The sequence below is a fragment of the Tardiphaga sp. GW822-FHT04G09 genome, from assembly GCF_058800725.1.
The window spans coordinates 150394-171874 of the sequence record NZ_JBXAMO010000003.1; the positions used below are offsets into that span (position 1 = coordinate 150394).

21 protein-coding genes are annotated in these 21481 nt (G+C 61.4%); 15 read left to right on the forward strand and 6 right to left on the reverse strand.

Annotation, left to right across the window (positions count from 1 at the left end):
• Nucleotides 1–207: 207 nt before the first annotated feature.
• The 3 genes from AC1RLZ_RS07440 to AC1RLZ_RS07450 all read left to right on the forward strand — a co-directional run bounded on the left by AC1RLZ_RS07440 (nucleotide 208) and on the right by AC1RLZ_RS07450 (nucleotide 1990).
• Nucleotides 208–996: a L,D-transpeptidase gene (locus AC1RLZ_RS07440; RefSeq protein WP_493188122.1), complete on the forward strand. Its 789-nt coding sequence runs from the start codon at nucleotides 208–210 to the stop codon at nucleotides 994–996.
• Between the two features lie 38 nt (nucleotides 997–1034).
• Nucleotides 1035–1664, forward strand: a complete 630-nt coding sequence (locus tag AC1RLZ_RS07445) for a DUF2865 domain-containing protein (RefSeq protein WP_493188123.1) — start codon at nucleotides 1035–1037, stop codon at nucleotides 1662–1664.
• Nucleotides 1665–1834: 170 nt separating this feature from the next.
• A complete protein-coding gene (locus tag AC1RLZ_RS07450; RefSeq protein ID WP_371424350.1) occupies nucleotides 1835–1990 on the forward strand; it encodes a Thivi_2564 family membrane protein in 156 nt (51 codons plus the stop codon).
• A gap of 67 nt (nucleotides 1991–2057) precedes the next feature.
• On the opposite strand, the gene AC1RLZ_RS07455 is transcribed toward AC1RLZ_RS07450, so the two are convergent.
• From AC1RLZ_RS07455 to cysP, 4 genes are all read right to left on the reverse strand, one after another.
• Complete coding sequence (locus tag AC1RLZ_RS07455) at nucleotides 2058–4217, reverse strand: malate synthase G (RefSeq protein WP_493188124.1); 2160 nt, start codon at nucleotides 4215–4217, stop codon at nucleotides 2058–2060.
• A gap of 130 nt (nucleotides 4218–4347) precedes the next feature.
• On the reverse strand, nucleotides 4348–5235 hold the full coding sequence (cysW, locus tag AC1RLZ_RS07460) for a sulfate ABC transporter permease subunit CysW (RefSeq protein ID WP_493188125.1): 888 nt from the start codon (nucleotides 5233–5235) through the stop codon (nucleotides 4348–4350).
• The gene (gene cysT / locus AC1RLZ_RS07465) at nucleotides 5235–6062 is read right to left on the reverse strand and encodes a sulfate ABC transporter permease subunit CysT (protein WP_493188126.1); all 828 of its coding nucleotides are present in this window, start codon (nucleotides 6060–6062) and stop codon (nucleotides 5235–5237) included. The genes cysW (AC1RLZ_RS07460) and cysT (AC1RLZ_RS07465) overlap by 1 nt, the downstream gene beginning before the upstream one ends.
• Before the next feature lie 285 nt (nucleotides 6063–6347).
• On the reverse strand, nucleotides 6348–7358 hold the full coding sequence (gene cysP / locus AC1RLZ_RS07470) for a thiosulfate ABC transporter substrate-binding protein CysP (protein ID WP_493188127.1): 1011 nt from the start codon (nucleotides 7356–7358) through the stop codon (nucleotides 6348–6350).
• A 311-nt stretch (nucleotides 7359–7669) separates the two neighbouring features.
• Between cysP and cysG the strand changes: the two genes are divergently transcribed.
• The 11 genes from cysG (at nucleotide 7670) to AC1RLZ_RS07525 (ending at nucleotide 18301) form a co-directional block, all read left to right on the forward strand.
• Entirely contained in the window at nucleotides 7670–9106 is a 1437-nt protein-coding gene (cysG, locus tag AC1RLZ_RS07475; RefSeq protein ID WP_493188128.1) for a siroheme synthase CysG, read from the forward strand.
• Nucleotides 9103–9417 (forward strand): DUF2849 domain-containing protein, encoded by a 315-nt coding sequence (locus AC1RLZ_RS07480; protein WP_371424344.1) that lies wholly within the window; start codon nucleotides 9103–9105, stop codon nucleotides 9415–9417. The genes cysG and AC1RLZ_RS07480 overlap by 4 nt, the downstream gene beginning before the upstream one ends.
• 12 nt (nucleotides 9418–9429) lie before the next feature.
• Nucleotides 9430–11085 (forward strand): nitrite/sulfite reductase, encoded by a 1656-nt coding sequence (locus tag AC1RLZ_RS07485; protein ID WP_371424343.1) that lies wholly within the window; start codon nucleotides 9430–9432, stop codon nucleotides 11083–11085.
• On the forward strand, nucleotides 11072–11584 hold the full coding sequence (locus tag AC1RLZ_RS07490) for a DUF934 domain-containing protein (protein WP_493188129.1): 513 nt from the start codon (nucleotides 11072–11074) through the stop codon (nucleotides 11582–11584). Before AC1RLZ_RS07485 ends, AC1RLZ_RS07490 begins: the two co-directional genes overlap by 14 nt.
• A 207-nt stretch (nucleotides 11585–11791) precedes the next feature.
• Nucleotides 11792–12781 carry a sulfate ABC transporter substrate-binding protein gene (locus AC1RLZ_RS07495; protein WP_493188130.1) on the forward strand — a complete coding sequence of 330 codons (990 nt, stop codon included), beginning with the start codon at nucleotides 11792–11794 and terminating at the stop codon, nucleotides 12779–12781.
• A gap of 66 nt (nucleotides 12782–12847) precedes the next feature.
• On the forward strand, nucleotides 12848–13684 hold the full coding sequence (gene cysT / locus AC1RLZ_RS07500; RefSeq protein WP_493188131.1) for a sulfate ABC transporter permease subunit CysT: 837 nt from the start codon (nucleotides 12848–12850) through the stop codon (nucleotides 13682–13684).
• Nucleotides 13685–13690: 6 nt separating this feature from the next.
• Nucleotides 13691–14584 carry a sulfate ABC transporter permease subunit CysW gene (cysW, locus tag AC1RLZ_RS07505; protein ID WP_371424339.1) on the forward strand — a complete coding sequence of 298 codons (894 nt, stop codon included), beginning with the start codon at nucleotides 13691–13693 and terminating at the stop codon, nucleotides 14582–14584.
• Entirely contained in the window at nucleotides 14574–15614 is a 1041-nt protein-coding gene (locus tag AC1RLZ_RS07510; RefSeq protein WP_493188132.1) for a sulfate/molybdate ABC transporter ATP-binding protein, read from the forward strand. Before cysW (AC1RLZ_RS07505) ends, AC1RLZ_RS07510 begins: the two co-directional genes overlap by 11 nt.
• A gap of 83 nt (nucleotides 15615–15697) precedes the next feature.
• Nucleotides 15698–16207, forward strand: coding sequence for a CAP domain-containing protein (locus AC1RLZ_RS07515; protein ID WP_371424337.1), 510 nt, complete (start codon nucleotides 15698–15700; stop codon nucleotides 16205–16207).
• Nucleotides 16208–16322: 115 nt separating this feature from the next.
• Complete coding sequence (locus tag AC1RLZ_RS07520) at nucleotides 16323–17513, forward strand: DUF3734 domain-containing protein (RefSeq protein WP_493188390.1); 1191 nt, start codon at nucleotides 16323–16325, stop codon at nucleotides 17511–17513.
• On the forward strand, nucleotides 17513–18301 hold the full coding sequence (locus AC1RLZ_RS07525; protein WP_493188133.1) for a 3-hydroxybutyrate dehydrogenase: 789 nt from the start codon (nucleotides 17513–17515) through the stop codon (nucleotides 18299–18301). The genes AC1RLZ_RS07520 and AC1RLZ_RS07525 overlap by 1 nt, the downstream gene beginning before the upstream one ends.
• Nucleotides 18302–18342: 41 nt before the next feature.
• On the opposite strand, the gene AC1RLZ_RS07530 is transcribed toward AC1RLZ_RS07525, so the two are convergent.
• Nucleotides 18343–19719 (reverse strand): flippase, encoded by a 1377-nt coding sequence (locus tag AC1RLZ_RS07530; RefSeq protein WP_493188134.1) that lies wholly within the window; start codon nucleotides 19717–19719, stop codon nucleotides 18343–18345.
• A 114-nt stretch (nucleotides 19720–19833) separates the two neighbouring features.
• Complete coding sequence (locus tag AC1RLZ_RS07535) at nucleotides 19834–20661, reverse strand: protein-disulfide reductase DsbD domain-containing protein (protein WP_493188135.1); 828 nt, start codon at nucleotides 20659–20661, stop codon at nucleotides 19834–19836.
• Between the two features lie 152 nt (nucleotides 20662–20813).
• Here AC1RLZ_RS07535 and AC1RLZ_RS07540 point away from each other — a divergent pair, with 152 nt between their 5' ends.
• Nucleotides 20814–21452 (forward strand): YqgE/AlgH family protein, encoded by a 639-nt coding sequence (locus AC1RLZ_RS07540; protein ID WP_371424333.1) that lies wholly within the window; start codon nucleotides 20814–20816, stop codon nucleotides 21450–21452.
• The last annotated feature ends 29 nt before the right edge of the window (nucleotides 21453–21481 follow it).

Genomic DNA, 21481 nt, shown 5'->3' on the forward strand with positions numbered 1-21481 from the left:
TTCGCGCCGATCATTCGGGCGTCAGATCGCCGACATGCGATCGGGCTCTACAACACGACCATGATGCAAAAGTTCCGTCGCGGTTTCGTGATGGCTCCTTGGTTGACAAATCATTCGACGAAAGCCCGCGGGGAGGGAACCGCGAGGCTTCGGCCCAGTTGGTTACGGTCATCACGACGATGACGCGTCGCCAAACGGGGCAGTCACATGTCACAGGCATCATCTGAAAACCGCACGCTTTCGCTGCGTCTCACAGGCGCGCTCGTTGTTGCAGCCGCTCTAATCGTAGCTCCGCCGTTCATCTCCAGCGCATCGGCGCAGGTGATGAACTATGGGCCGGCTGCGCTAAGCGCGTTTCCACTGGACGACGATGTGATGGCTGCCCCGCGGGTGCGAGAGAACATGGATGCCGCTCTCCCCGAGCGCCTGCGCCGCGCTGAAGTCAGCTACATGACCCGCGAAGCGCCAGGTACGGTGATCATCGATACGGGCAACACCCAGCTCTATTACGTGCTCGGCAACAACCGGGCGATCCGCTACGGTGTCGGCGTCGGCCGCGAGGGTTTTACCTGGTCGGGCACGCAGACCATCACGCGCAAGGCGGAATGGCCGGATTGGCATCCGCCACAGGAGATGATTGCACGCCAGCCCTATCTGCCGCGCTTCATGGCTGGCGGTCCCGGCAATCCGCTCGGTGCCCGTGCGATGTATCTCGGCTCCAGCGCCTATCGCATCCATGGTACCAATGATCCGTCGACCATCGGCAAATTCGTGTCGTCGGGTTGTATCCGCCTGACCAATGAAGATGTGCAGGACCTGTTCAGCCGCGTCAGCGTTGGTACCAAGGTTGTGGTGCTGCCGAAGGCCGGTGCGCCGCGCTACGAGGCACGTACGGTTCCGCCGGTGCGGAGCGTGACCTCGATTTCGGTTCGTCCTGCCACGCAGCAGGTCCCGGGCCGGCAGGCGATGAACCTTTCGGCGTCGTCTCTCTACTGAGAATCGATATCCCGCTTTGATACCGCGTTGGAGGCCTCATGACCCGACTTTCAGGACAACGGATGGCCCTTGGCGCGATAGCGGCGATCATGTTGAGTGCTGTTCCGGCACAGGCGCAGGATTTCTTTTCGGCACTGTTCGGCGGCATCGCGCGCGGCCGTGGGCCAGACATTTCGTTGCCGTTCGTCAATGAAGGTCCGCCGGTGCAGGAGCAGCGCCATCGCGCGGCAAGCGGCGGTCGTCAGGCCTTCTGCGTGCGCACCTGTGACGGCCGCTACTTTCCGATCACGGCAAGCGACAACCAGAGCCGCGCAGCGTCATGCAACAATTTCTGCCCGGCCAGCGAGACTAGGGTCGTCTACGGCAGCAGTATCGACACCGCAGCGACGGATAGCGGAAAGCCGTATTCGGACCTGCCGAATGCATTCAAGTATCGCACAGAGCTGGTGGCGGGATGTACGTGTAACGGCAAGGACCAGATGGGACTGGCACCTGTGAAGCTCGAAAACGATCCGACCTTGCGCAAGGGCGATATTGTCGCTGGCGCCGATGGATTGATGGTCACGGGTCGCGGCGCCGACAAGCGCGGCGCATCGCTGAACATGTCGCCGGTATCGCCATCGCTGCAGGCGAAGTATGAGCGCATGCCGGTGGTGGCACGAGAGTAATCCGCGCCACGTTGTTCATCCGGTCAAGCCGCGCGGATCTGCCCATTTCCTGCGGTGAAACAGGCGGCTGTTCCGGGCATGGAACCCGGAGAGGTCGAGCGCGTTGATGGCGCACACGCAAGCGGCGCTGGACGTCGTTCGATTCATCTCAATCTGGCTGGGGATTTCATATGCTCGTCGGCGCTCTCATTACGTTCCTCGTCGTTATTCTCATTCTGTACTTGATCAGCCTGTTGCCGATCGATGGTCGCGCCAAGCAGATCTGCCGCGTCGTCGTCATCGTCCTCGGTGTGATCTCGCTGTTGAAATACATCGCGGTGTTCTAGCGAAACGAACTCACAAAAAAGCCCCGGCGATTTTCCGGGGCTTTTCTATTGATCGTGCCTCTTGCAATCAGGCCAGCGCTTTTGCCTCGCGGCGACGCGCGGTGAGGATGTATTCGGTATAGCCGTTCGGCTGGGTGCGGCCTTCGAAGATCAGATCGCAAGCCGCCTTGAACGCGACGCCATCGAAGGACGGCGCCATGTTCTTGTAGATCGCATCGCCCTTGTTCTGCTCATCGACCACCACGGCCATGCGCTTCAGCGATTCCATCACCTGGTCCCTGGTGATGACGCCCTGATGCAGCCAATTGGCGAGATGCTGTGCAGAAATGCGCAGCGTAGCGCGGTCTTCCATCAGGCCGACGCCATGGATGTCCGGCACCTTCGAGCAGCCGACGCCCTGGTCGATCCAGCGCACGACATAGCCCAGAATGCCCTGGCAGTTGTTGTCGATCTCCTGCTTCACATCATCCGGCGCCCAGTTCGACTGCGACACCGGGATGGTGAGGATGTCGCTGAGCTTGCCGCGGGCACCGCCCTTGGCGAGTTCTTTCTGCCGTTCGATGACGCCGACCTGATGATAGTGCAGGGCATGCAGCGTCGCGGCCGTGGGCGAGGGCACCCATGCAGTGGTGGCGCCGGCCTGCGGATGGCCGATTTTCTGGGTCAGCATGTCCGCCATCTTGTCCGGCGCGGCCCACATGCCCTTGCCGATCTGCGCATGGCCGGGCAGGCCGTCGAGCAGGCCCGTATCCACGTTCCACTCTTCATAGGCCTTGATCCACGGCGTCGCCTTCATGTCGTTCTTGCGGATCATCGCACCCGCTTCCATCGACGTGTGGATTTCGTCGCCGGTACGGTCGAGGAAGCCGGTGTTGATGAACATGATGCGCTTCGATGCATTCTGGATACAGGCCTTGAGGTTCACCGTGGTGCGGCGCTCCTCGTCCATGATGCCGACCTTCATCGTGTTCTCGGGCAGCGACAGCATCTTCTCGACGCGGCCGAAGATCTCGCAGGCGAAGGCGACTTCATCGGGGCCATGCATCTTCGGCTTGACGATATAGATCGAGCCAGTGCGGCTGTTGCGCAGCTGGCCCTTGCCCTTAAGGTCGTGGATACCGATCAGGCCGGAGACGGCGGCATCCAGCAGGCCTTCGGGGATTTCCTCACCCTTGCTGTCGAGCACGGCGTCGGTGAACATGTGATGGCCGACATTGCGCATCAGCATCAGGCTGCGGCCGTGCAGCGTGAGATCCTTGCCCGACGGCGTCTTGTAGGTGCGGTCGGCATTGAGCGCGCGGGTCAGCGTCTTGCCGCCCTTGTCGAAATCGGCCGACAGCGTACCGTTCATCAGGCCGAGGGTGTTGCGATAGACCAGCACCTTGTCTTCGGCATCGACGGTCGCAACGCTGTCTTCCATGTCGAGAATGGTGGAGACGGCGGCTTCCATCAGCATGTCCGAGACGCCAGCCGGATCGTCCTTGCCGATCGGGCTGGCGCGGTCGATCTGCACTTCGATATGCAGCCCGTTATTGACGAGCAGGATCGCGTTGGGCGCTGTGTGATCGCCGAGATAGCCGGCGAGCTGGACCTCGTTCTTCAGCGCTGTGAGGTTGCCGCTCTTGAGCTTGGCCGACAGCTGGCCCGCGATGATGCTGTAGGCCGTGACATCGGTGTGGCTGCCGGTGGCGAGCGGTGCTGCCTGGTCGAGGAAGGCTTTTGCCTTGGCGATGACCTTGTCGCCGCGTGCCTTGTTGTAGCCTTTGCCACCTTCAGACGGATCATGCGGGATCGCATCGGTGCCGTAGAAGGCATCATAGAGGCTGCCCCAGCGCGCATTTGCGGCATTCAGTGCGTAGCGCGCATTGGTCAGCGGCACCACGAGCTGCGGGCCGCAGATCTGGCCGATCTCGATATCGACATTGGCAGTCTCGACCTGCTTGGTTGCCGGTTCTGGCAGCAGATAACCGATCTCCTTGAGGAACGCCGTATAGGCGTTCATGTCGAAGGCGCTCTTGTTCGCCAGATGCCAGGCATCGATCTTGGCCTGCAGCGTATCGCGCACCTTGAGCAGTTCGCGGTTCTTCGGGCCCAGGTCCGCGATGAGACCGGCGACACCGGCCCAGAACGCATCCGGCGCAATGCCGGTCCCGGGGGCGGCTTCCTTGGCGATGAAGTCGTACAGGACGGGGGCGATCTGCAGTCCGTGGGCGTCGATGCGTTTCATGGTGTCTTTCTCGCGAGAAGCGGCAATTCTGCTCTATTTTCAGGGAGTATCAGCATAAACGGCGCCAAACCGCGGCGCCCATGGGACCTTTTAGCGCCAAGGCTACCCGGTGAGAAGTCCCCTAAAGGGATCAGTGGCCGGGCGGCCGGGCCGCGGCCTGTGCGTGGTCCGGCGAGAGGCGTTCCAGCGCCAGTTTGATCACGATGGTGAGCAGCGCGACGGCGGTCAGCACCGTCGCCGCGGCGAAGGCGCCTGCGACGTTGTAGTCCTGATACAGAAGCTCGATCTGCAGGGGGAGCGTCGTGGTCTGGCCGCGGACATTGCCGGACACAACGGACACCGCGCCGAATTCGCCCATCACGCGCGCATTGCACAGAATAGCGCCATAGAGAACGGCCCAGCGCACATTCGGTAGCGTGACGCGCAGGAATGTCGCTAAGCCCGACGCGCCGAGCGTGACGGCGGCTTCTTCCTCGTCGGTGCCCTGCACCTGCATCAGCGGGATCAGCTCGCGGGCCACGAATGGCGCGGTCACGAACATGCTGGCCAGCACGATGGCCGGCAGCGCGAACATCACCTTGATGCCGAGGATTTCGATAATCGGGCCGAACAGGCCCTGCGTGCCATAGACGAACAGATAAGCGACGCCGGCGACGATGGGCGAGATCGAGTAGGGCAGCTCGATCAGTGAGATCAGCAGGGTGCGCCCCGGAAATTCGAATTTCGTCACCGTCCATGCGGCCGCCAGACCGAAGACGATATTGATCGGGACAGCGATGAGCGCAGTGATCACTGTCAGCAGGATCGCGTGCTGGGTGCCGGGCTCGGTGAGGCTATTGAAAAATGCACCGACGCCCTGCGATAGCGCGGAACTGAAGATCAGCGCCAATGGCGCTATCAGGAACAGGAGCGTCAGGACTGCGACGACGCCGAGCACCACGCGGCGCATCACCGGGCCGGCGCCGACGGGCGTTACCATCCATTCGGTATGGGCACGTTCACTCGTGGGGCGCGGCATTACGCGTCTCCCCGGCCGAGATAGCGCAGGTTCCAGGCCTGTACGGCATTGGTGATAATCAGCATCGCAAAGGCCATTGCCAGCATCACAACGGCGATCGCGGCGGCGGCCTCGTAATTGTATTCCTCGAGCCGGATGTAAGTGAGCAGAGCAACGATCTCGGTTTTCATCGGCTGGTTGCCGGCGATGAAGATCACGGCGCCGAATTCGCCGAGGCTGCGCGCGAATGACAGCGAGCAGCCGGCGAGGAAGGCCGGGAAGATCGCGGGAAAGATCACGCGCCAGAGGATCTGCAGATCATTGGCGCCAAGCGAGCGGCCTGCTTCCTCGACGTCGGAGCCGAGGTCCTCGATCACCGGCTGCACTGTACGGACCACGAAGGGAACGCTGGTGAAGGCCATGGCGACGGCGATGCCCAGCGGAGCATAGGCGACCTGAATGCCGAGCGCATCGAGCGGTCCGCCGAGCCAGCCGTTCTTCGAGAACAGTGCAGTCAGTGCGAGACCGGCCACTGCGGTAGGCAGTGCAAAGGGGACATCGACCAGCGCATCGAGAATGCGCTTGCCGGGAAATTCATAGCGCGCCAGCGCCCAGGCGAGCAGCAGGCCGTAGATCGCATTGAACAGCGTGGCAGCCAGCGCCATTGTCACGGTGACGCGGATCGCCGACAGCGTGCGCGGCGACGACAGGATGCCCCATAACTGCGCAAGCCCGACATCCGAGGCTTTCAGGATAAGCGCACACAGCGGCAGCAGCACAATCGCCCCGAGATACAGGACGGTGATGCCGAGCGAGAGCCCGAAACCTGGAATGACGCTACGTCGCAAGGCGGATGGATCCGTGTGTGAAGCTGCTGGGGGCTCTCATAGACGATTTACGCGGAAAAGGAATGCGGGGCGCCTACACTCCGTCCTCATGGTGAGGAGGCGCCTCTTCGGCGCCGTCTCGAACCATGAGCTGGCCTGGTCCGGAGCGGACCGCCATCCTTCGAGACGCCGCGCAAAGCGCGGCTCCTCAGGATGAGGCTGGCGTTTGGCGCGGCTCCTGGAAAAGGTTGCTGTCGTCGCCCGGCTTGACCGGGCGACGACAGGCGGAGTGTGGCGCCAGGCGCCTCACTTCCCGCCGAACAATTGATCCAGCTTCGCGCCGGCATTGAGATGTTCGGTGTTGAGCTTGTCCCAGCCGCCAAACTCATCCTCGACGCGGTAGAGCTTCACCTCGGGGAACTTGTCCTTGTACTTCGCCATCACGCTTGCATCGGTGACGCGGTTATAGCCCTTGGCCTCGATGTCCTGGCCTTCCGGCGAATACAGGAATTCGAGATAGGCGGTGGCGAGCGCTTTCGTACCGTGCTCGTCGGCATATTTGTCGACCACAGTGACGGGGAACTCGGCGAGCACGCTGGTCGGCGGTACGACGACTTGATACTTGTCCTTGCCGGCAATATCGCGGATCGACGAGGTTTCCGCCTCGAAGGTGATCAATACGTCGCCTGTGCCGCGCTCGACAAAGGTCGTGGTCGCAGCACGGCCGCCGGTGTCGAATACCGGGACATTGGCGAACAGCTTCTTGATGAAGTCGTCGGCCTTGTCGGCGCCATACTTGTTCTTCGCGAAGGCGTAGGCGGCCAGATAGGTGTAGCGCGCATTGCCCGAGGTCTTCGGGTTCGGGAAGATCACTTGTACACCCGGCTTCACCAGATCGTCCCAGTCCTTGATGCCCTTTGGATTGCCGGCGCGCACCAGGAAGGCTGGTAGCGAATAATAGGGCGAGGAATTATTCGGCAGCCGCTTGGCCCAATCGGGCGGGATGAGCTTGCCGCGATCATACAGCACCTGCACGTCAGTGACCTGGTTGAAGGTCACCACGTCGGCTTCGAGGCCTTCGAGGATCGAGCGCGCCTGGCGCGACGAGCCATTATGCGACTGATTGATGGTGACGTCCTGGCCGGTCTTGGCCTTCCACTGCTTGGCGAAAGCAGTGTTGATCTCGGCATAGAGCTCGCGTGAGATGTCATAGGAGACATTGAGCAATGTGGTTGGCGTCTGTGCCTGTGCGGTCGAGACGATAGCGGTGGTGAGCGCACCAAGTCCGGCGATCAGGGCGATGATGAAGCGGTTCAAGGCAGGTCCCCTATGAGTGGATCGGATGTCGGTCGGCAGGATTGTTGATGGCCGGGGCTGCGGCGTTTTGCCCGGCCAGCGGTCCGGAATTTGCTCTGCAATGGAGACGGGCGCAGGCGTTGCGATGGGCTGCTTTCGCGTGGCTAGACGGTCTTCAAGAAGAAGCATCTACGGTGCTTGGTGTTCGAGGGTAAAAATTCTACAATTAGAACGGACTAAAGAAGAAAAAATCTTCTCTTTGCTCAGTCTATTCAAGGGATATATAGAATATAATTCCAGTCAATCCCGAACTTCGGGGCAGCGGAGTGTGGATGCGCTTTTTGCCTGTGTTCCTCGATCTGCAGACCGGGCCGATCCTTCTGATCGGTCAGGGCGAGTTCGCGCGCGCCAAGTTGCGGCTGCTGCTGGCGGCTGGCGCACGGATTCGCTGGTATGCGACGGATGGTAATCGCGACACGTCCGGTCTCGACGCCGGCGACGAGGCGCGGATCGAGCATGCCGACGGTGATCCGCTGGCCGCCGACCTGACCGGGGTGGTCGCCGTGCTGTGCGCCGGCGCCGGTGAAGTCGGTCATGCCGTGGCGGCTCGCGCCAGGGGGGCGGGCGTGCCTGTCAATGTGATGGACGAACTCGCGCGCTCCACTTTCATCTTTCCGGCCATCGTCGATCGCGGTGATGTGGTCGTCGCCGTGGGCACGGGCGGTTCGTCGCCGGTTGTGGCGCGGCGTGTGCGTGAAAAGATCGAGGCGATACTGCCGGCGCGGATCGGCGACCTCGCAGGTTTCATCGGCCGCTGGCGCAAGCCGATCAATGCGAAGATTTTCGATGGGCCGCTGCGCCGCCGGTTCTGGGAGCGTATCGTCGATGGCCCGATCGGAGCTCTGGTGCTTGCCGGCAAAGGCGCCGAGGCCGAGAAGGCACTGACGGATATCAATGATCTGTCGGGCTATGCGGGGGCGCCTGAAACCGGTGTCGTTGAAGGTCACGTCACGCTGGTCGGTGCCGGACCCGGCGATCCGGATCTCCTCACCATCAAGGCGCTCCGCGCGCTGCAGGATGCTGACGTCGTATTCTATGACGAGCTGGTGTCGCCCGAAGTGCTCGACCGCATTCGCCGCGATGCGTCCCGCGTACCGGTGGGCCGCCGGGTCGGCAAGCCCGGCATCGGTCAGAACGCGATTCACAAATTGCTGATCGAAGCCGCGAAAGCCGGGCAACGCGTCGTGCGTTTGAAGGGCGGCGATCCCTTCATCTTCGGGCGCGGTGGCGAGGAAATCGAAGCGCTGCGCGGAGCGGGTGTTGCCTACTCCGTCATTCCCGGCATCACAGCAGGCCTTGGCGCCGCCGCCATGTTCGAAACGCCGCTGACCTATCGCGGTGAGGCGCTGCGCATCACCTTCCTGACGGCGCATAAGGAAAAGGACGCCGACCAGGTCGATTGGTCGACGCTTACCGACGAGAAAATGACCGTCGTTGTTTACATGGGCATGACAGCTACGCCAGCAATCCGGTCTGGACTGCTGGCGGCGGGTCGCTCGCCGCAAACTCCTGTCGGCGTGTTCGCGCGCGTGACGCGATCGGATGCGCAGGCCGCAGTCGGCTTGCTCGATAATCTCCCGGCGCTGGTCGAGCAGATCGACGGCGGTCCGGCCATTCTCATCATTGGCGATGTCGTGGCGCATTCCGCGCCATGGCAGGCCATCCAGATCAACAAGCTCGCTTCAGATTTATTGGTGGCTGCCGAATGACCTCTCCACTGCAACAGAAAATCAAGATCGCCGGTCCGTCCGTGGTGACAGCTAATCGCACCTGGGACGGCGTTGTGATTTATCGCGATGCTCATCGCGGCTGGACCACAGATCTCGCGCAGGCAGCCATCGTGCGCACTGCCGACGATGCGCGCGCGTTGCTTGCCGAATCCGCAGCCGATGACGTTGGTGCCATCGGTCCCTATATCGCGCCGGTCGCCGTGAACGACAACGGCACGGTCGAGCCCGGCAACCTGCGTGAACAGATTCGCCGCAAGGGCGTCACCATCGATCTTCCGGCCTCGGCTTAAGGCACCCGAATTATGTATGCTTATGATGAAATCGATCGCACGCTGATCAACGAGCGTGTCTCGGAATTCCGCGATCAGGTGAAGCGCCGTCTCGCAGGTGAACTCACCGAAGACGAGTTCAAGATGCTGCGGTTGATGAACGGCGTCTATCTTCAGCTTCACGCCTATATGTTCCGCGTCGCCATTCCCTATGGCACGCTGTCATCGCCGCAACTGCGCAAGATGGCCCATGTGGCGCGACGTTATGACCGCGGCTATGGCCACTTCACCACGCGGCAGAACATCCAGTTCAATTGGATCAAGCTCGCCGATCTGCCGGATGCGCTGGAAGATCTCGCTTCGGTCGGCATCCACGCCATGCAGACCTCCGGCAATTGCATGCGCAATGTCACCACCGATCAATGGGCCGGCGTTGCGCCGGGCGAGATCGAGGATCCACGAATCTGGGCGGAATTGCTGCGGCAGTATTCGACCATGCATCCGGAGTTCTCGTTCCTGCCGCGTAAGTTCAAGATTGCGATCACGGCGTCGGCCCATGATCGCGCGGCGATCAAGGTGCATGACATCGGGCTGCGGATTCACAAGAACGGGGCCGGGGAGACCGGCTTCGAAGTGCTGGTCGGCGGTGGCCTCGGCCGCACGCCGTTCATCGGCAAGGTGATCAAGCCGTTCGTGCACGGCCGCGACATTCTGAGCTATGTCGAGTCGATCCTGCGCGTCTACAACCAGTATGGCCGTCGCGATAACATCTACAAGGCGCGCATCAAGATTCTCGTCCACGAACTCGGCATCGAGAAATTCGCAGCCGAGGTCGAGGACGAATGGCTGGCGACGCGCGACAGCGCGCTGGCGCTGGACAACGAGGTTGTCGAGGATATTCGCTCGCGCTTCAGCTATCCGCATTATCAGACGCTTTCCGATACGCCGGATGAGCTGACGGCGGCCTCCGCTGATCCGCATTTTGCGCGCTGGCTCAATAACTCGGTCGCACCGCATCAGCGGACCGGGTACGCCATCGTCACGCTATCGTTGAAGCCGGTAGGCGGACCTCCTGGCGATGCCACGGCCGACCAGATGGATGCGGTCGCCGATCTCGCCGACAAATATTCCTTCGGCGAAATCCGCGTTGGCCATGAGCAGAACCTCGCGCTGCCCAATGTTGCCAAGCGCGACCTGCCGGCGCTGTGGCGGCAGCTCGACAAGCTCGGTCTTGCGACGCCGAACGTGAATCTGGTCACGGACATCATCGCATGCCCCGGCCTCGACTACTGCTCGCTGGCCAATACGCGTTCGATTCCGATCGCGCAGGAGTTGACACGACGCTTTGCCAATCACGATCTCGCCGAGCTGATCGGCCGGCTGCATATCAACATCTCCGGCTGCATCAATGCCTGCGGTCATCACCATGTCGGCCATATCGGCATTCTCGGCGTGGAAAAGAATGGCGAGGAATTCTTCCAGATCACGATCGGCGGCCGTGCCGACGAGCATGCCGTGGTCGGTACGCTGATCGGACCGGCAGTGCCTTTTGCCGAGGTCGCTGACGTCATTGAGGATATCGTCGAAGCCTATCTGGCACTGCGTGCCCGGCCGGACGAATTGTTTGTCCAGACTGTCGAACGCCTCGGCGTCGAGCCGTTCAAGGAGCGCGTTTATGCCACTCGTTAAGCAAGGCAAGATTGTTGCCGACAGCTACACCCACGTGGCCGACGACAGCGAAATTCCGATCGAAGGTCCGGCGCTGATTCCGGCTGCGCGGTTCCTTGCCGATCCTGAAGCGCTGGTCGCGCGCAGCAGCCCGACCGGTGTGATTTGGCCGAACAACCGGGATCCCGAGGACCTGGTGCCCTGGATCGGCAAACTCGCTGTCGTCGCGCTGGTTTTCCCGACGTTTCGCGACGGCCGCGCCTACAGCCAGGCGCGCCTGTTACGCGAGCGTTACAAGTTCAAGGGTGAATTGCGTGCCACGGGACAGGTGCTGCGTGACCAGTTCGTGATCATGCTGCGCGCCGGATTCGATTCGTTCGAGGTGAAGAAGGATGCCGACGCGGAAGCCTTCGCGGCAACTGTGAAGCGGTATTCGGTGTTTTATCAACCGACCGGTGACGGTCGCATCACCGCATTGCATCAGCGCATGCAGTTGCGGCATTCGGAGAGCGCGCGCTAATTCGCCGCATTCCAATGGCTTTCGCGCCGTTAGTTGATGACAAATTACTGGCTCGCGATACGGTATCCGTACGAAGGCATATTCATAGCACATTGCTGCCGTCATGCCGCCAACATTGGAAACTGGTTTCGTTGACTTGGCGGTGCTTCTTCAAGATTTTGCCCCGACCTCATAACGATCGTGTTGTCAGGTTGGATGGAGATCAAAATGGTCCGTCGTATTCTTCCCGTCATTGCGGGTCTCTTAATTGCAACATCGGCGCACGCGGCAGATGTTTCGCTGCTTAACGTGTCGTACGACCCGACGCGCGAGCTCTATGTCGATTTCAACAAGTCCTTCGCAGCGTCCTATCAGAAGGAAACCGGCAAGAGCATCGAGATCAAGCAGTCGCATGGCGGCTCGGGCGCGCAGGCGCGCTCTGTGATCGATGGGCTGCAGGCCGATGTGGTCACGCTCGCGCTCGCCTATGACATCGACGCCATCGCGAACAAGGGCTTGCTGGCCAAGGACTGGCAGAAGCGTCTGGCGCAGAATTCGTCGCCCTATACATCGACCATCGTGTTCCTCGTACGCAAGGGTAACCCGAAGGGCATCAAGGATTGGGACGATCTGATCAAGAGCGGAGTCAGCGTCATTACGCCGAATCCGAAGACCTCGGGCGGCGCGCGCTGGAACTATCTCGGCGCCTGGGGCTATGCGCTGAAGAAATACGGATCGCAGGACAAGGCGAAGGAATTCGTCGGCAATATCTTCAAGAACGTTCCGGTTCTCGACACCGGCGCGCGCGGTTCGACCATCACATTCGTCCAGCGCGGCGTTGGCGACGTGCTGCTGGCCTGGGAGAACGAGGCCTATCTCGCACTTCAGGAATTCGGCAAGGACAAGTTCGAGATCGTGGCTCCGTCGCTTTCAATCCTGGCCGAGCCCCCTGTCGCCGTCGTTGATACCGTTACCGATAAAAAGGGCACCAAGGCTGCCGCCGAGGCCTATCTGAAATACTGGTACACCAAGGAAGGTCAGGAGATCGCCGCGCGCAATTTTTACCGCCCGCGTGACGCCGATGTTGCTAAAAAGCACGAGGCATCCTTCGCCAAGGTTGATCTGTTCACCATTGACGACGTTTTCGGAGGTTGGACCAAGGCCCAGAGCGAGCACTTTGCCGATGGCGGCGTGTTCGACAAGATCTACAAGAACTGACCGTTCGCAGCGAAACACTCGGGCCGGCACGCCGGCCTGAGGCTTTTATCAAAGCAAGGGGACATTGTGAGCGCGGCACCTAAACGAAGTGCGTTGCCGGGGTTCGGCCTGAGCATGGGCCTGACCCTGACATGGCTGTCGCTCTTGATCCTGATTCCGCTAGCCGGATTGTTCGTCAAGACGGCGGATCTCAGCCTCGCGCAATTCATCGACACCGTCACCAGCAACCGCACGCTACACGCGCTCAAGATCTCATTCGGATTGGCCTTCGCGGCTGCGCTGGTCAATCTGGTCGCTGGCCTGGTTATCGTCTGGGCACTGGTGCGCTACCGCTTTCCCGGTCGCCGGTTGTTTGATGCCATCGTCGATATCCCGTTCGCTTTGCCGACCGCAGTTGCCGGCATCGCGCTCACGACGTTGTTTGCGCAGAACGGATGGCTCGGCGCGCCGCTTGCGTCGCTCGGCATCAAGGTGGCGTTCACGCCCCTCGGCATTTTCCTGGCAATGGTTTTCATCGGTATTCCGTTCGTGGTGCGGACGGTGCAACCGGTCCTCATCGATCTCGATGTCGAAATCGAAGAGGCTGCCCTCTGTCTCGGTGCGTCTCGCTGGCAGACCATCACCCGCGTCATCATTCCCAGCCTGACGCCGGCCATTCTCACCGGGTTCGCTCTGGCGTTCGCCCGCGCTGTCGGTGAATATGGCTCCGTCATCTTCATCGCCGGCAATCTTCCGAATGTGTCGGAGATCGCGCCGCTCTTGATCGTCATCCGGCTGTCGGAATTCCGCTATGCCGATGCGACGGCGATCGCGGTGGTGATGCTGGTCGTCTCGTTCCTGATCATCTTCCTGCTCAATCGGCTGCAGCGCTGGGCGCAGACCCGCGCGCTGGCCGTGAGTTGACCTGACATGACCATTACAATTATCAATTCACCAGTCACCGTGGAGCGCGCCCAGTCAGTGGCACGACATGATCCGCATACCGAACCATGGCTCGTGCGCGGGATCATTATCGGCGTTGCGGTGACGTTCCTGACGGTCTTCGTCGTGTTGCCGCTGATTCTGGTATTCTCGGAGGCCTTGTCCAAGGGCGTCGGGTTCTATCTGTCGGCTTTGGCAGATTCCGAGGCGCTCGCAGCCATCTGGCTGACGCTGATCACGGCGGTGATCTCGGTCAGCCTCAATCTGGTGTTCGGCGTTGCCGCCGCCTGGGCGGTGGCCAAATTCGAATTCAGGGGCAAGACCCTTCTGGTCACCCTGATCGACCTGCCGTTCTCGGTCAGCCCCGTTATCTCCGGTCTGGTCTTCGTGCTGCTGTTCGGTGCGCAGGGTTTCTTCGGGCCGTGGCTGATGTCGCATGGCATCAACATTCTGTTTGCCGTACCGGCGATCGTGCTGGCGACCACCTTCGTCACCTTCCCGTTCGTCGCCCGGGAATTGATCCCGCTGATGCAGGAACAGGGATCGCAGGAGGAAGAGGCGGCGATCTCGCTGGGGGCGAGCGGCTGGCGCACCTTTATCGTGGTGACGCTGCCCAATATCAAATGGGGCCTGCTCTACGGCGTGCTGCTGTGTAATGCGCGCGCCATGGGTGAGTTTGGCGCGGTTTCGGTGGTGTCGGGTCACATTCGCGGCGAGACCAACACCATGCCGCTGCTGGTGGAAATCCTGTATAATGAATATCAACTGGTGGCGTCGTTCGCGATCGCGTCACTGCTGGCTCTGCTGGCGCTCTTGACGCTGATCGCAAAGACCATCCTCGAAGGCCAGATCGAAGAAGGACAGCCGCCCCGTGACGATTGAAGTTCGGAATATCGTAAAGCAGTACGGTGCCTTCAAGGCGCTGGATAATGTCGACCTCCGGGTCGCGGATGGTGAGTTGCTTGCGTTGCTCGGACCGTCGGGTTCCGGCAAGACGTCGTTGCTGCGCATTATCGCTGGGCTTGACTGGCCGGATGCCGGCGAAGTCTCCTTCGACGGCGAGAACGCATTGGCGCGCGGCGCCGGCGAGCGTCACGTCGGTTTCGTATTCCAGCACTATGCGCTGTTCCGCCATATGAGTGTGTTCGAGAATGTCGCCTTCGGCCTGCGCGTGCAGCCGCGCGCCGTGCGCAAGAGCGAAGCGCAGATCCGCGCACGGGTGAAGGAGCTTCTCGATCTCGTGCAGCTTGACTGGCTCGCCAATCGCTATCCGAGTCAACTCTCGGGCGGTCAGCGGCAGCGTATTGCGCTGGCGCGCGCGCTGGCCATCGAGCCGCGCATTCTGCTGCTCGACGAGCCGTTTGGCGCCCTCGATGCCAAGGTTCGCAAGGAATTGCGCCAGTGGCTGCGCACCCTCCACGAGGAGATCCACGTCACCTCGATCTTCGTCACACATGACCAGGAGGAGGCGCTCGAAGTCGCCAATCGCGTGGTGGTGATGGACAAGGGCAAGATCGAACAGATCGGTACGCCTGGCGACGTTTACGATAATCCGGCGACGGCTTTCGTGCACTCATTCATAGGTGAATCGATCGTGCTTCCGGTCGAGGTAAGTGGCGGCCAGGTGAAGCTCGGCCATCGCCCGCTCAACATCGACGCGGGTGGTGCCGTCGGTCCCTCCAAGCTGTTTGTTCGTCGTCACGACATGCAGATCGGTCCGGTCGGCGAGGGGGCCCTCGAAGGCACCGTGCGCCGCGTCCGCACCTTCGGCCCGATCCAGCGCGCCGACATCGCCCTGTCCGGCGACGATACGCTGGTGGAAATCGATGCCCCGCGGGACCGCCCGCTCACCACGGGTGATGCAATCAGCCTGCAGCCACGACGCTACCGGATCTTTGCCGGGCAGGAATGACAGGGCTGCCTAAAAGCTCTGCCTGTTCACCTTTCAGCCACGGTTGGTGTGCAACAACGGCCCCTTGATTTGGGGGATTGCCGATGAAGCGGGTGGCTCTGGCCAGTCTGGGATTTCTGTTACTGGCAGGGTGCGCGGGGACCGTCGATACCGTGCCGGACCAGCCCACTATGTATCTCAGCATGGCCAATGGCGGCGCCAAGCTCGATCCTGTTGCCGCGGCCTCCATGATCTCGTTGTACCGGCAGAACAACGGCCTCGGGCCGGTTGTGGTCGATCCCGCATTGATGGCGCTGGCGGAAGACCAGTCCACCGCCATGGCGAAAAAGAACAAGCTCGACCACGACGTCAAGGCACCGTTGGCCAAGCGTCTGAATGCCGGCGGCTATCCGGCGACGTTGGCGGTCGAGAATGTCTCGGCCGGCTATCACACCATGGCCGAGGCCTTTTCGGGGTGGCGGGATTCGCCGCCCCATCGGGCCAATATGCTGAAGTCCGGTGTCACAAAACTGGGCATCGCGGCGATCTATGCTCCCAACACCAAATATAAGGTGTTCTGGACCATGATTCTGGCTTCGACGGATTCCAAATAGCCTTTCAGGATAGCCGAAGCGTGATGGTGCGCTGCGCCATCTGTGATTGACGCCGCGGCACGGGAACGCCACGGTACGGTTACCGTCGCCGATATGATCGAGTGGTCCCATGGGTATGTCCGATCAGCCTCAATCCAGCGCTACCAGCAAGCCTGCTGAAGCCAAGCGCGTGCTGGTTCTGCAGGGCGGCGGCGCACTTGGCTCCTATCAGGCCGGCGCCTATGAAGCGCTGTGCCATCACGATTTCGAGCCGGAATGGGTCGCTGGCATCTCCATCGGTGCCATCAACGCGGCGATCATCGCGGGCAACGAGCGCGACAAGCGGATCGGCAAGCTCAGAGAATTCTGGGAGATGGCAGCATCGCCGGTGCCCTGGAGCCCGGTGCTGACGGATGACCGCGCGCGCTCTTATTTCTACGAGGCAGGCGCCGCTGTCATTGCCACATTCGGCGTGCCAGGCTTTTTCGTGCCGCGCATTCCGCCTGCGCCGCTCTGGCCGCCCGGCAGTCCGCAGTCGCAGAGCTTTTACGACACCGCGCCGCTGAAGGCGACGCTGGAACGGCTGGTCGATTTTGATCGTCTCAACGATTGCAAGACCCGGCTGAGCGTCGGCGCCGTGAGTGTCACGACCGGCAATTTCACCTATTTTGACAACACGCTGTTCAAGAAACTCGGCAAGAAGATCGAGCCCGAACACATCATGGCCTCCGGCGCGCTGCCGCCGGGCTTTCCATCGATCGTGATCGATGGCGAGCATTTCTGGGATGGCGGCATCGCCTCAAACACACCGCTGGATTTTGTACTGGATGACGTCACCAGCGATCTGCTGATCTTTCAGGTCGATCTGTTCAGCGCGCGCGGGCCATTGCCGCAGTCGATCCTGGAAGCGCAGGAACGCGAAAAGGACATTCGCTATTCCAGCCGCACCCGCATGAATACCGACAAGAACAAGAAGATCCACAACATCCGCAAGGCGCTGCGTGACCTGATTGGTAAATTGCCGGCAGAACTGAAGCAGGATGCCGGAGTGGCGCTGTTGTCGGAAGCCGCGAAGGAAAATACCGTCACGGTCGTGCACCTGATCTATACGAGCAAGAATTACGAGTCGTCGTCGAAGGACTACAATTTCTCGCGCATCGGCATGGTCGAACATTGGGGCGCCGGCGAGCGCGACGTATTCCTCTCCATGCGCCACAAGGACTGGTTCGAGCGGCCGCAATCCGATGAATCGATGGTGACATACGCCCTCACCGCCGACGACTACAATGATCTTCCGCAGCAGTTGACGTCCAACAGGAGCAAGTAATGGCTAATCTCACAGGCAAGACCGCCGTCGTCACCGGTTCGACCAGCGGCATCGGCCTCGCTTATGCGCGCGCTTTCGCAAGCGCCGGGGCCAATATCGTGATCAACGGCATGGGCGCGCCTGCTGACATCGAGAAGGAACGCGCGGCGATCGAGAGCGATTTCAAGGTCAAAGCGATCCATTCAGGGGCAGACATGACCAAGCCGGCCGAAATTGCCGACATGATCGCGCTCGGCGAGAGGACCTATGGATCGGTCGATATTCTCGTCAACAATGCGGGCATCCAGTTCGTGTCGCCGATCGAGGAATTCCCGATCGAGAAATGGGATGCGATCATCGCGATCAATCTTTCGTCCGCATTCCACGGCATCCGTGCCGCTGTGCCCGGCATGAAGAAGCGCGGCTGGGGCCGCATCATCAATACCGCATCGGCGCATTCGCTGGTCGCCTCGCCATTCAAGTCGGCCTATGTCTCCGCCAAGCACGGCATCGCCGGCCTGACCAAGACCGTGGCGCTGGAAGTGGCCACCCACAAGATCACCTGTAATTGCATCTCGCCTGGCTATGTCTGGACCCCGCTGGTGGAAAAGCAGATTCCCGACACCATGAAGGCGCGCGGACTGACCAAAGAGCAGGTCATCAACGATGTGCTGCTGGCTGCCCAGCCGACGAAGGAATTCGTGACGTCCGAGCAGGTTGCGGCATTGGCGCTGTTCCTGTGCGGTGACGATGCCGCGCAGATCACGGGGACCAACCTGTCGATCGATGGCGGCTGGACCGCGGAGTAGGTTTGCTTCCTAACCTCCTCCTGCCTTGCAGGGGGAGGTCGTCAGGCGCCTTGTTTCCCGAAGGCGAGTACGTGCAGTCCAAGCCGCTGTCGCACGATCCAGAACAGCAGGATCGTCTCGAATGTCAGCGCGATCGAGGTTGCTGCGGCGGCGCCGTGACCGCCGAATTTCGGCACCAGCACGAGACATAGAACCAGATTCATGACGAAGGCCGATGCGTAGGCCACGGCGCAAATGTGCTGGTGGCCGAGCATGTTGAGCAGCCGCTCCACCGGGCCGATGGCGGCGCGCACCACGAGACCGATGGCGGCGATGAACATGATGTCGTAGCCGCTGGTGAATTGCGGGCCGAACAGCCAGAGCAGCGGCTTGCCCAGAGCAAGCAGGATCAGCGTGGCCGCGAGTGACGGCCAGAACGTCCACTTGATGGCATGCGTCACATAGGCGGCGAGGCGGTCCTTGTCGCCGGCGGCGTGATATTCGGTGAAGCGATGCGCCGTTGTCGCCGACATCGCGTAGTGAATGAACGACACCAGCGCCAGGGTCTTCACGACAGCGAAGTACACGCCGACCTCGTCGGACGAGACGAACTGCTGCAGCACCAGCACATCGGTGTAGGACAGCAGAAGATAGAAGCTCTCGACCAGCAGGATCGGCAACGATACCGCAAGCCAGCCGCGATAGTCATAGGCCTTTGGGCCAGGCTCGATATGCTTGTGAAGCCGGCGGTTGAGCACGATCATCTGGCCGATCATTGCGACCCACACCGCTGCGACGCTCGCCAGCATCGCAATGGTGGCGCCGAGCTTGAAGCCGAGCGTGAATGCGCCGGCTGTGAAGCCGATGATGAGCGCCTGACGAACAATGAATTGCGGCATCAGGCCGAGACGCATCCAGTCATGCGAGCGCGCGATGCCATCCTGCGTGTTGGCGACGACGAAGGCCGGCAGAGTCAGGCAGCCGAGATAGAGCGGCACCACGGTGTCGGCATCGATCCATGGCGAGATGAGTTTGACGAGGCCCGCGAGCAGCAGCGAGACGATCACCGAGACGATACCGGTCATCCAGCGGCTGCCGGAGAGAAAGCCGCGCAGCCGCGCGTGGTCACCGCTGGCGCGATATTCCGGGATGATCTTCTGGGCTGAGGCGGCGATGCCGAAATCCATCATCGAGCCGAGGAGCAACACCCAGGTCCAGACATAGACATAGATGCCGTAATCCGACGTACCCATCCAGCGCGCCAGCAGGATCTGCGAGAAGTAAGCGAGGCCGGCCGAGATGACGCGGATGAGGAAGATGGTGCCGGCGAGGCGGCGCGTCAGTGAGGCTTCGCCTGAACCGGTGAACGGCGCGCGCAGCCTCGCCTTGAGGCTGGCGGGCTGGGTTGCGTGTGCGGAGTTTGCGTCCATCACGGCCACGACAAGGTCCTCAGCCGCAGACGCGCGGCAGTGGTCTGGCGTAGCAAGCAGTCGTTAACATCCGGTTGGATGGAGGTGTGCAGGTTGCGCGGAGCGGGTTACACGCCTGCGGTGTCAGGGCAGGCTGACGTTGAATTCGTAGGCGCGGTCGTTGCCGACCAGAGTCAGCTTAAGGGCCGCGCCATCGGTCGTGGCGCCGGGCGGCACGCCATCGAGTTCGAAGCTGAAGCGCTTCACGCCCGGTGGGCTGTTGGCTTCGAGTTTGGGGATCGGCAGCGCCCATTCCGGCGTCGGGCCCTCGACGAACAGGTTGGGCTCGCTGCCTTCGGGCGCAACGACGTCGACGAATACATTCTTGCCCTCGCGCTTGAGGTCGCGCACCGTCAGCGGATTGGTTTCGCCCATGGTGGCCGGCTTCGGTACCGTATCCAGCGCCGCAGTCAGGGCGCCATCTTCGGTGCTGGCCACGCTGGTAAAAGCGAGCTCGGCATTGGCTTCGACCGGGATGCAGAGCTTGTCGCAGACCGCGTAATTGATCGCCGCACGGAGAATCACCGGCTTGCCTGGGTCCTTGGCGATGATCCGCATCGGCAGCACCACCTGTTTTACATAGCCCAGCGAGAGGCCACCGGCCCCGTCCTCGAATTTTTTCGGCGCCGGCCAGAGGATGGTGACGGTATCCAGATTGTCGGACTTGGAGAAATCGAAGCGTGGCGGTACCCCGGAATCGCCGGGGGTGCGCCAATACGTGTGCCAGCCGGGCTGCAGCTGGATCGCGATACCGCCCAGCATGACCGGTCCGCTACGCGAGCCTGCCACAAGCCTGATCTGCGAATGACTGTCTTGCTGCCAAGGTGAGGTGTCCTGCGCCTGCGCGCTGCATGTCAGGAGCAGGCCCGCGGCGCAGACAGCGACAATGTGATGCGGAACAGATGTGGTCATCGGGCGTCCTTACAGGGTGAGCCTGTCATAAAGCCAAACCTGTCTTAAGCTACTGAACTGCTTGTGATCCGGTTTTCGTGAGTTGCGGAAGGTTGATTGACAGAACCCACACCCAATATCAGGATGAGGAATGAAATGAGAGCGGTTTGCTAATGGAACCCACTCGCAAGCGACCGCGGAAAAGCCGCGCGAAATCCAGCGTCGGCGACACCGGCAACTACCTCGACGGGCAGCTGCTGATCGCGATGCCTGTGATGGAAGACGAGCGCTTCGCCCGTTCAGTGATTTATGTCTGTGCCCATTCGTCGGAAGGTGCCATGGGCATCATCGTCAACCGGCCTGCAGGGAGCATCGATTTCCCGGAATTGCTGGTTCAATTGGATATCATCGAAAAGTCCGACGACATCAGGCTCCCGGAAAGCGCCGAAAGCATGAAAGTGCTCAAGGGTGGTCCGGTCGAGACCGGCCGCGGTTTCGTGCTGCATTCCAGCGATTTCTTCATCAAGGATGCGACACTGCCGATCGACGATGGCGTCTGCCTCACGGCGACCGTGGATATCTTGCGCGCCATCGCCAGTGGTGATGGACCCAAGCACGCGATCCTCGCGCTGGGCTATGCCGGCTGGGCGCCGGGTCAGTTGGAAGACGAAATCCAGGGCAATGGCTGGCTGCATTGCGCGGCTGATGAGGATCTCATCTTCGGCGGCGATGTCGAGGAGAAGTACATCCGGGCTCTGCAGAAAATCGGGATAGCGCCGGGCATGCTGTCGGCCGAGGCCGGGCATGCCTGACGCCACCAGCACAGCGGTCATGGCTTGCT

What these genes read in the sequence shown, in the direction of transcription:
- AC1RLZ_RS07440 (WP_493188122.1), top strand. Translation starts at nt 208, where the DNA reads ATGTCACAGGCATCATCTGAAAACCGCACGCTTTCGCTGCGTCTCACA.
- AC1RLZ_RS07445 (WP_493188123.1), top strand. Translation starts at nt 1,035, where the DNA reads ATGACCCGACTTTCAGGACAACGGATGGCCCTTGGCGCGATAGCGGCG.
- AC1RLZ_RS07450 (WP_371424350.1), top strand. Translation starts at nt 1,835, where the DNA reads ATGCTCGTCGGCGCTCTCATTACGTTCCTCGTCGTTATTCTCATTCTG.
- AC1RLZ_RS07455 (WP_493188124.1), bottom strand. Translation starts at nt 4,217, where the DNA reads ATGAAACGCATCGACGCCCACGGACTGCAGATCGCCCCCGTCCTGTAC.
- cysW (WP_493188125.1), bottom strand. Translation starts at nt 5,235, where the DNA reads ATGCCGCGCCCCACGAGTGAACGTGCCCATACCGAATGGATGGTAACG.
- cysG (WP_493188128.1), top strand. Translation starts at nt 7,670, where the DNA reads ATGCGCTTTTTGCCTGTGTTCCTCGATCTGCAGACCGGGCCGATCCTT.
- AC1RLZ_RS07480 (WP_371424344.1), top strand. Translation starts at nt 9,103, where the DNA reads ATGACCTCTCCACTGCAACAGAAAATCAAGATCGCCGGTCCGTCCGTG.
- AC1RLZ_RS07485 (WP_371424343.1), top strand. Translation starts at nt 9,430, where the DNA reads ATGTATGCTTATGATGAAATCGATCGCACGCTGATCAACGAGCGTGTC.
- AC1RLZ_RS07490 (WP_493188129.1), top strand. Translation starts at nt 11,072, where the DNA reads ATGCCACTCGTTAAGCAAGGCAAGATTGTTGCCGACAGCTACACCCAC.
- AC1RLZ_RS07495 (WP_493188130.1), top strand. Translation starts at nt 11,792, where the DNA reads ATGGTCCGTCGTATTCTTCCCGTCATTGCGGGTCTCTTAATTGCAACA.
- cysW (WP_371424339.1), top strand. Translation starts at nt 13,691, where the DNA reads ATGACCATTACAATTATCAATTCACCAGTCACCGTGGAGCGCGCCCAG.
- AC1RLZ_RS07515 (WP_371424337.1), top strand. Translation starts at nt 15,698, where the DNA reads ATGAAGCGGGTGGCTCTGGCCAGTCTGGGATTTCTGTTACTGGCAGGG.
- AC1RLZ_RS07520 (WP_493188390.1), top strand. Translation starts at nt 16,323, where the DNA reads ATGTCCGATCAGCCTCAATCCAGCGCTACCAGCAAGCCTGCTGAAGCC.
- AC1RLZ_RS07525 (WP_493188133.1), top strand. Translation starts at nt 17,513, where the DNA reads ATGGCTAATCTCACAGGCAAGACCGCCGTCGTCACCGGTTCGACCAGC.
- AC1RLZ_RS07535 (WP_493188135.1), bottom strand. Translation starts at nt 20,661, where the DNA reads ATGACCACATCTGTTCCGCATCACATTGTCGCTGTCTGCGCCGCGGGC.
- AC1RLZ_RS07540 (WP_371424333.1), top strand. Translation starts at nt 20,814, where the DNA reads ATGGAACCCACTCGCAAGCGACCGCGGAAAAGCCGCGCGAAATCCAGC.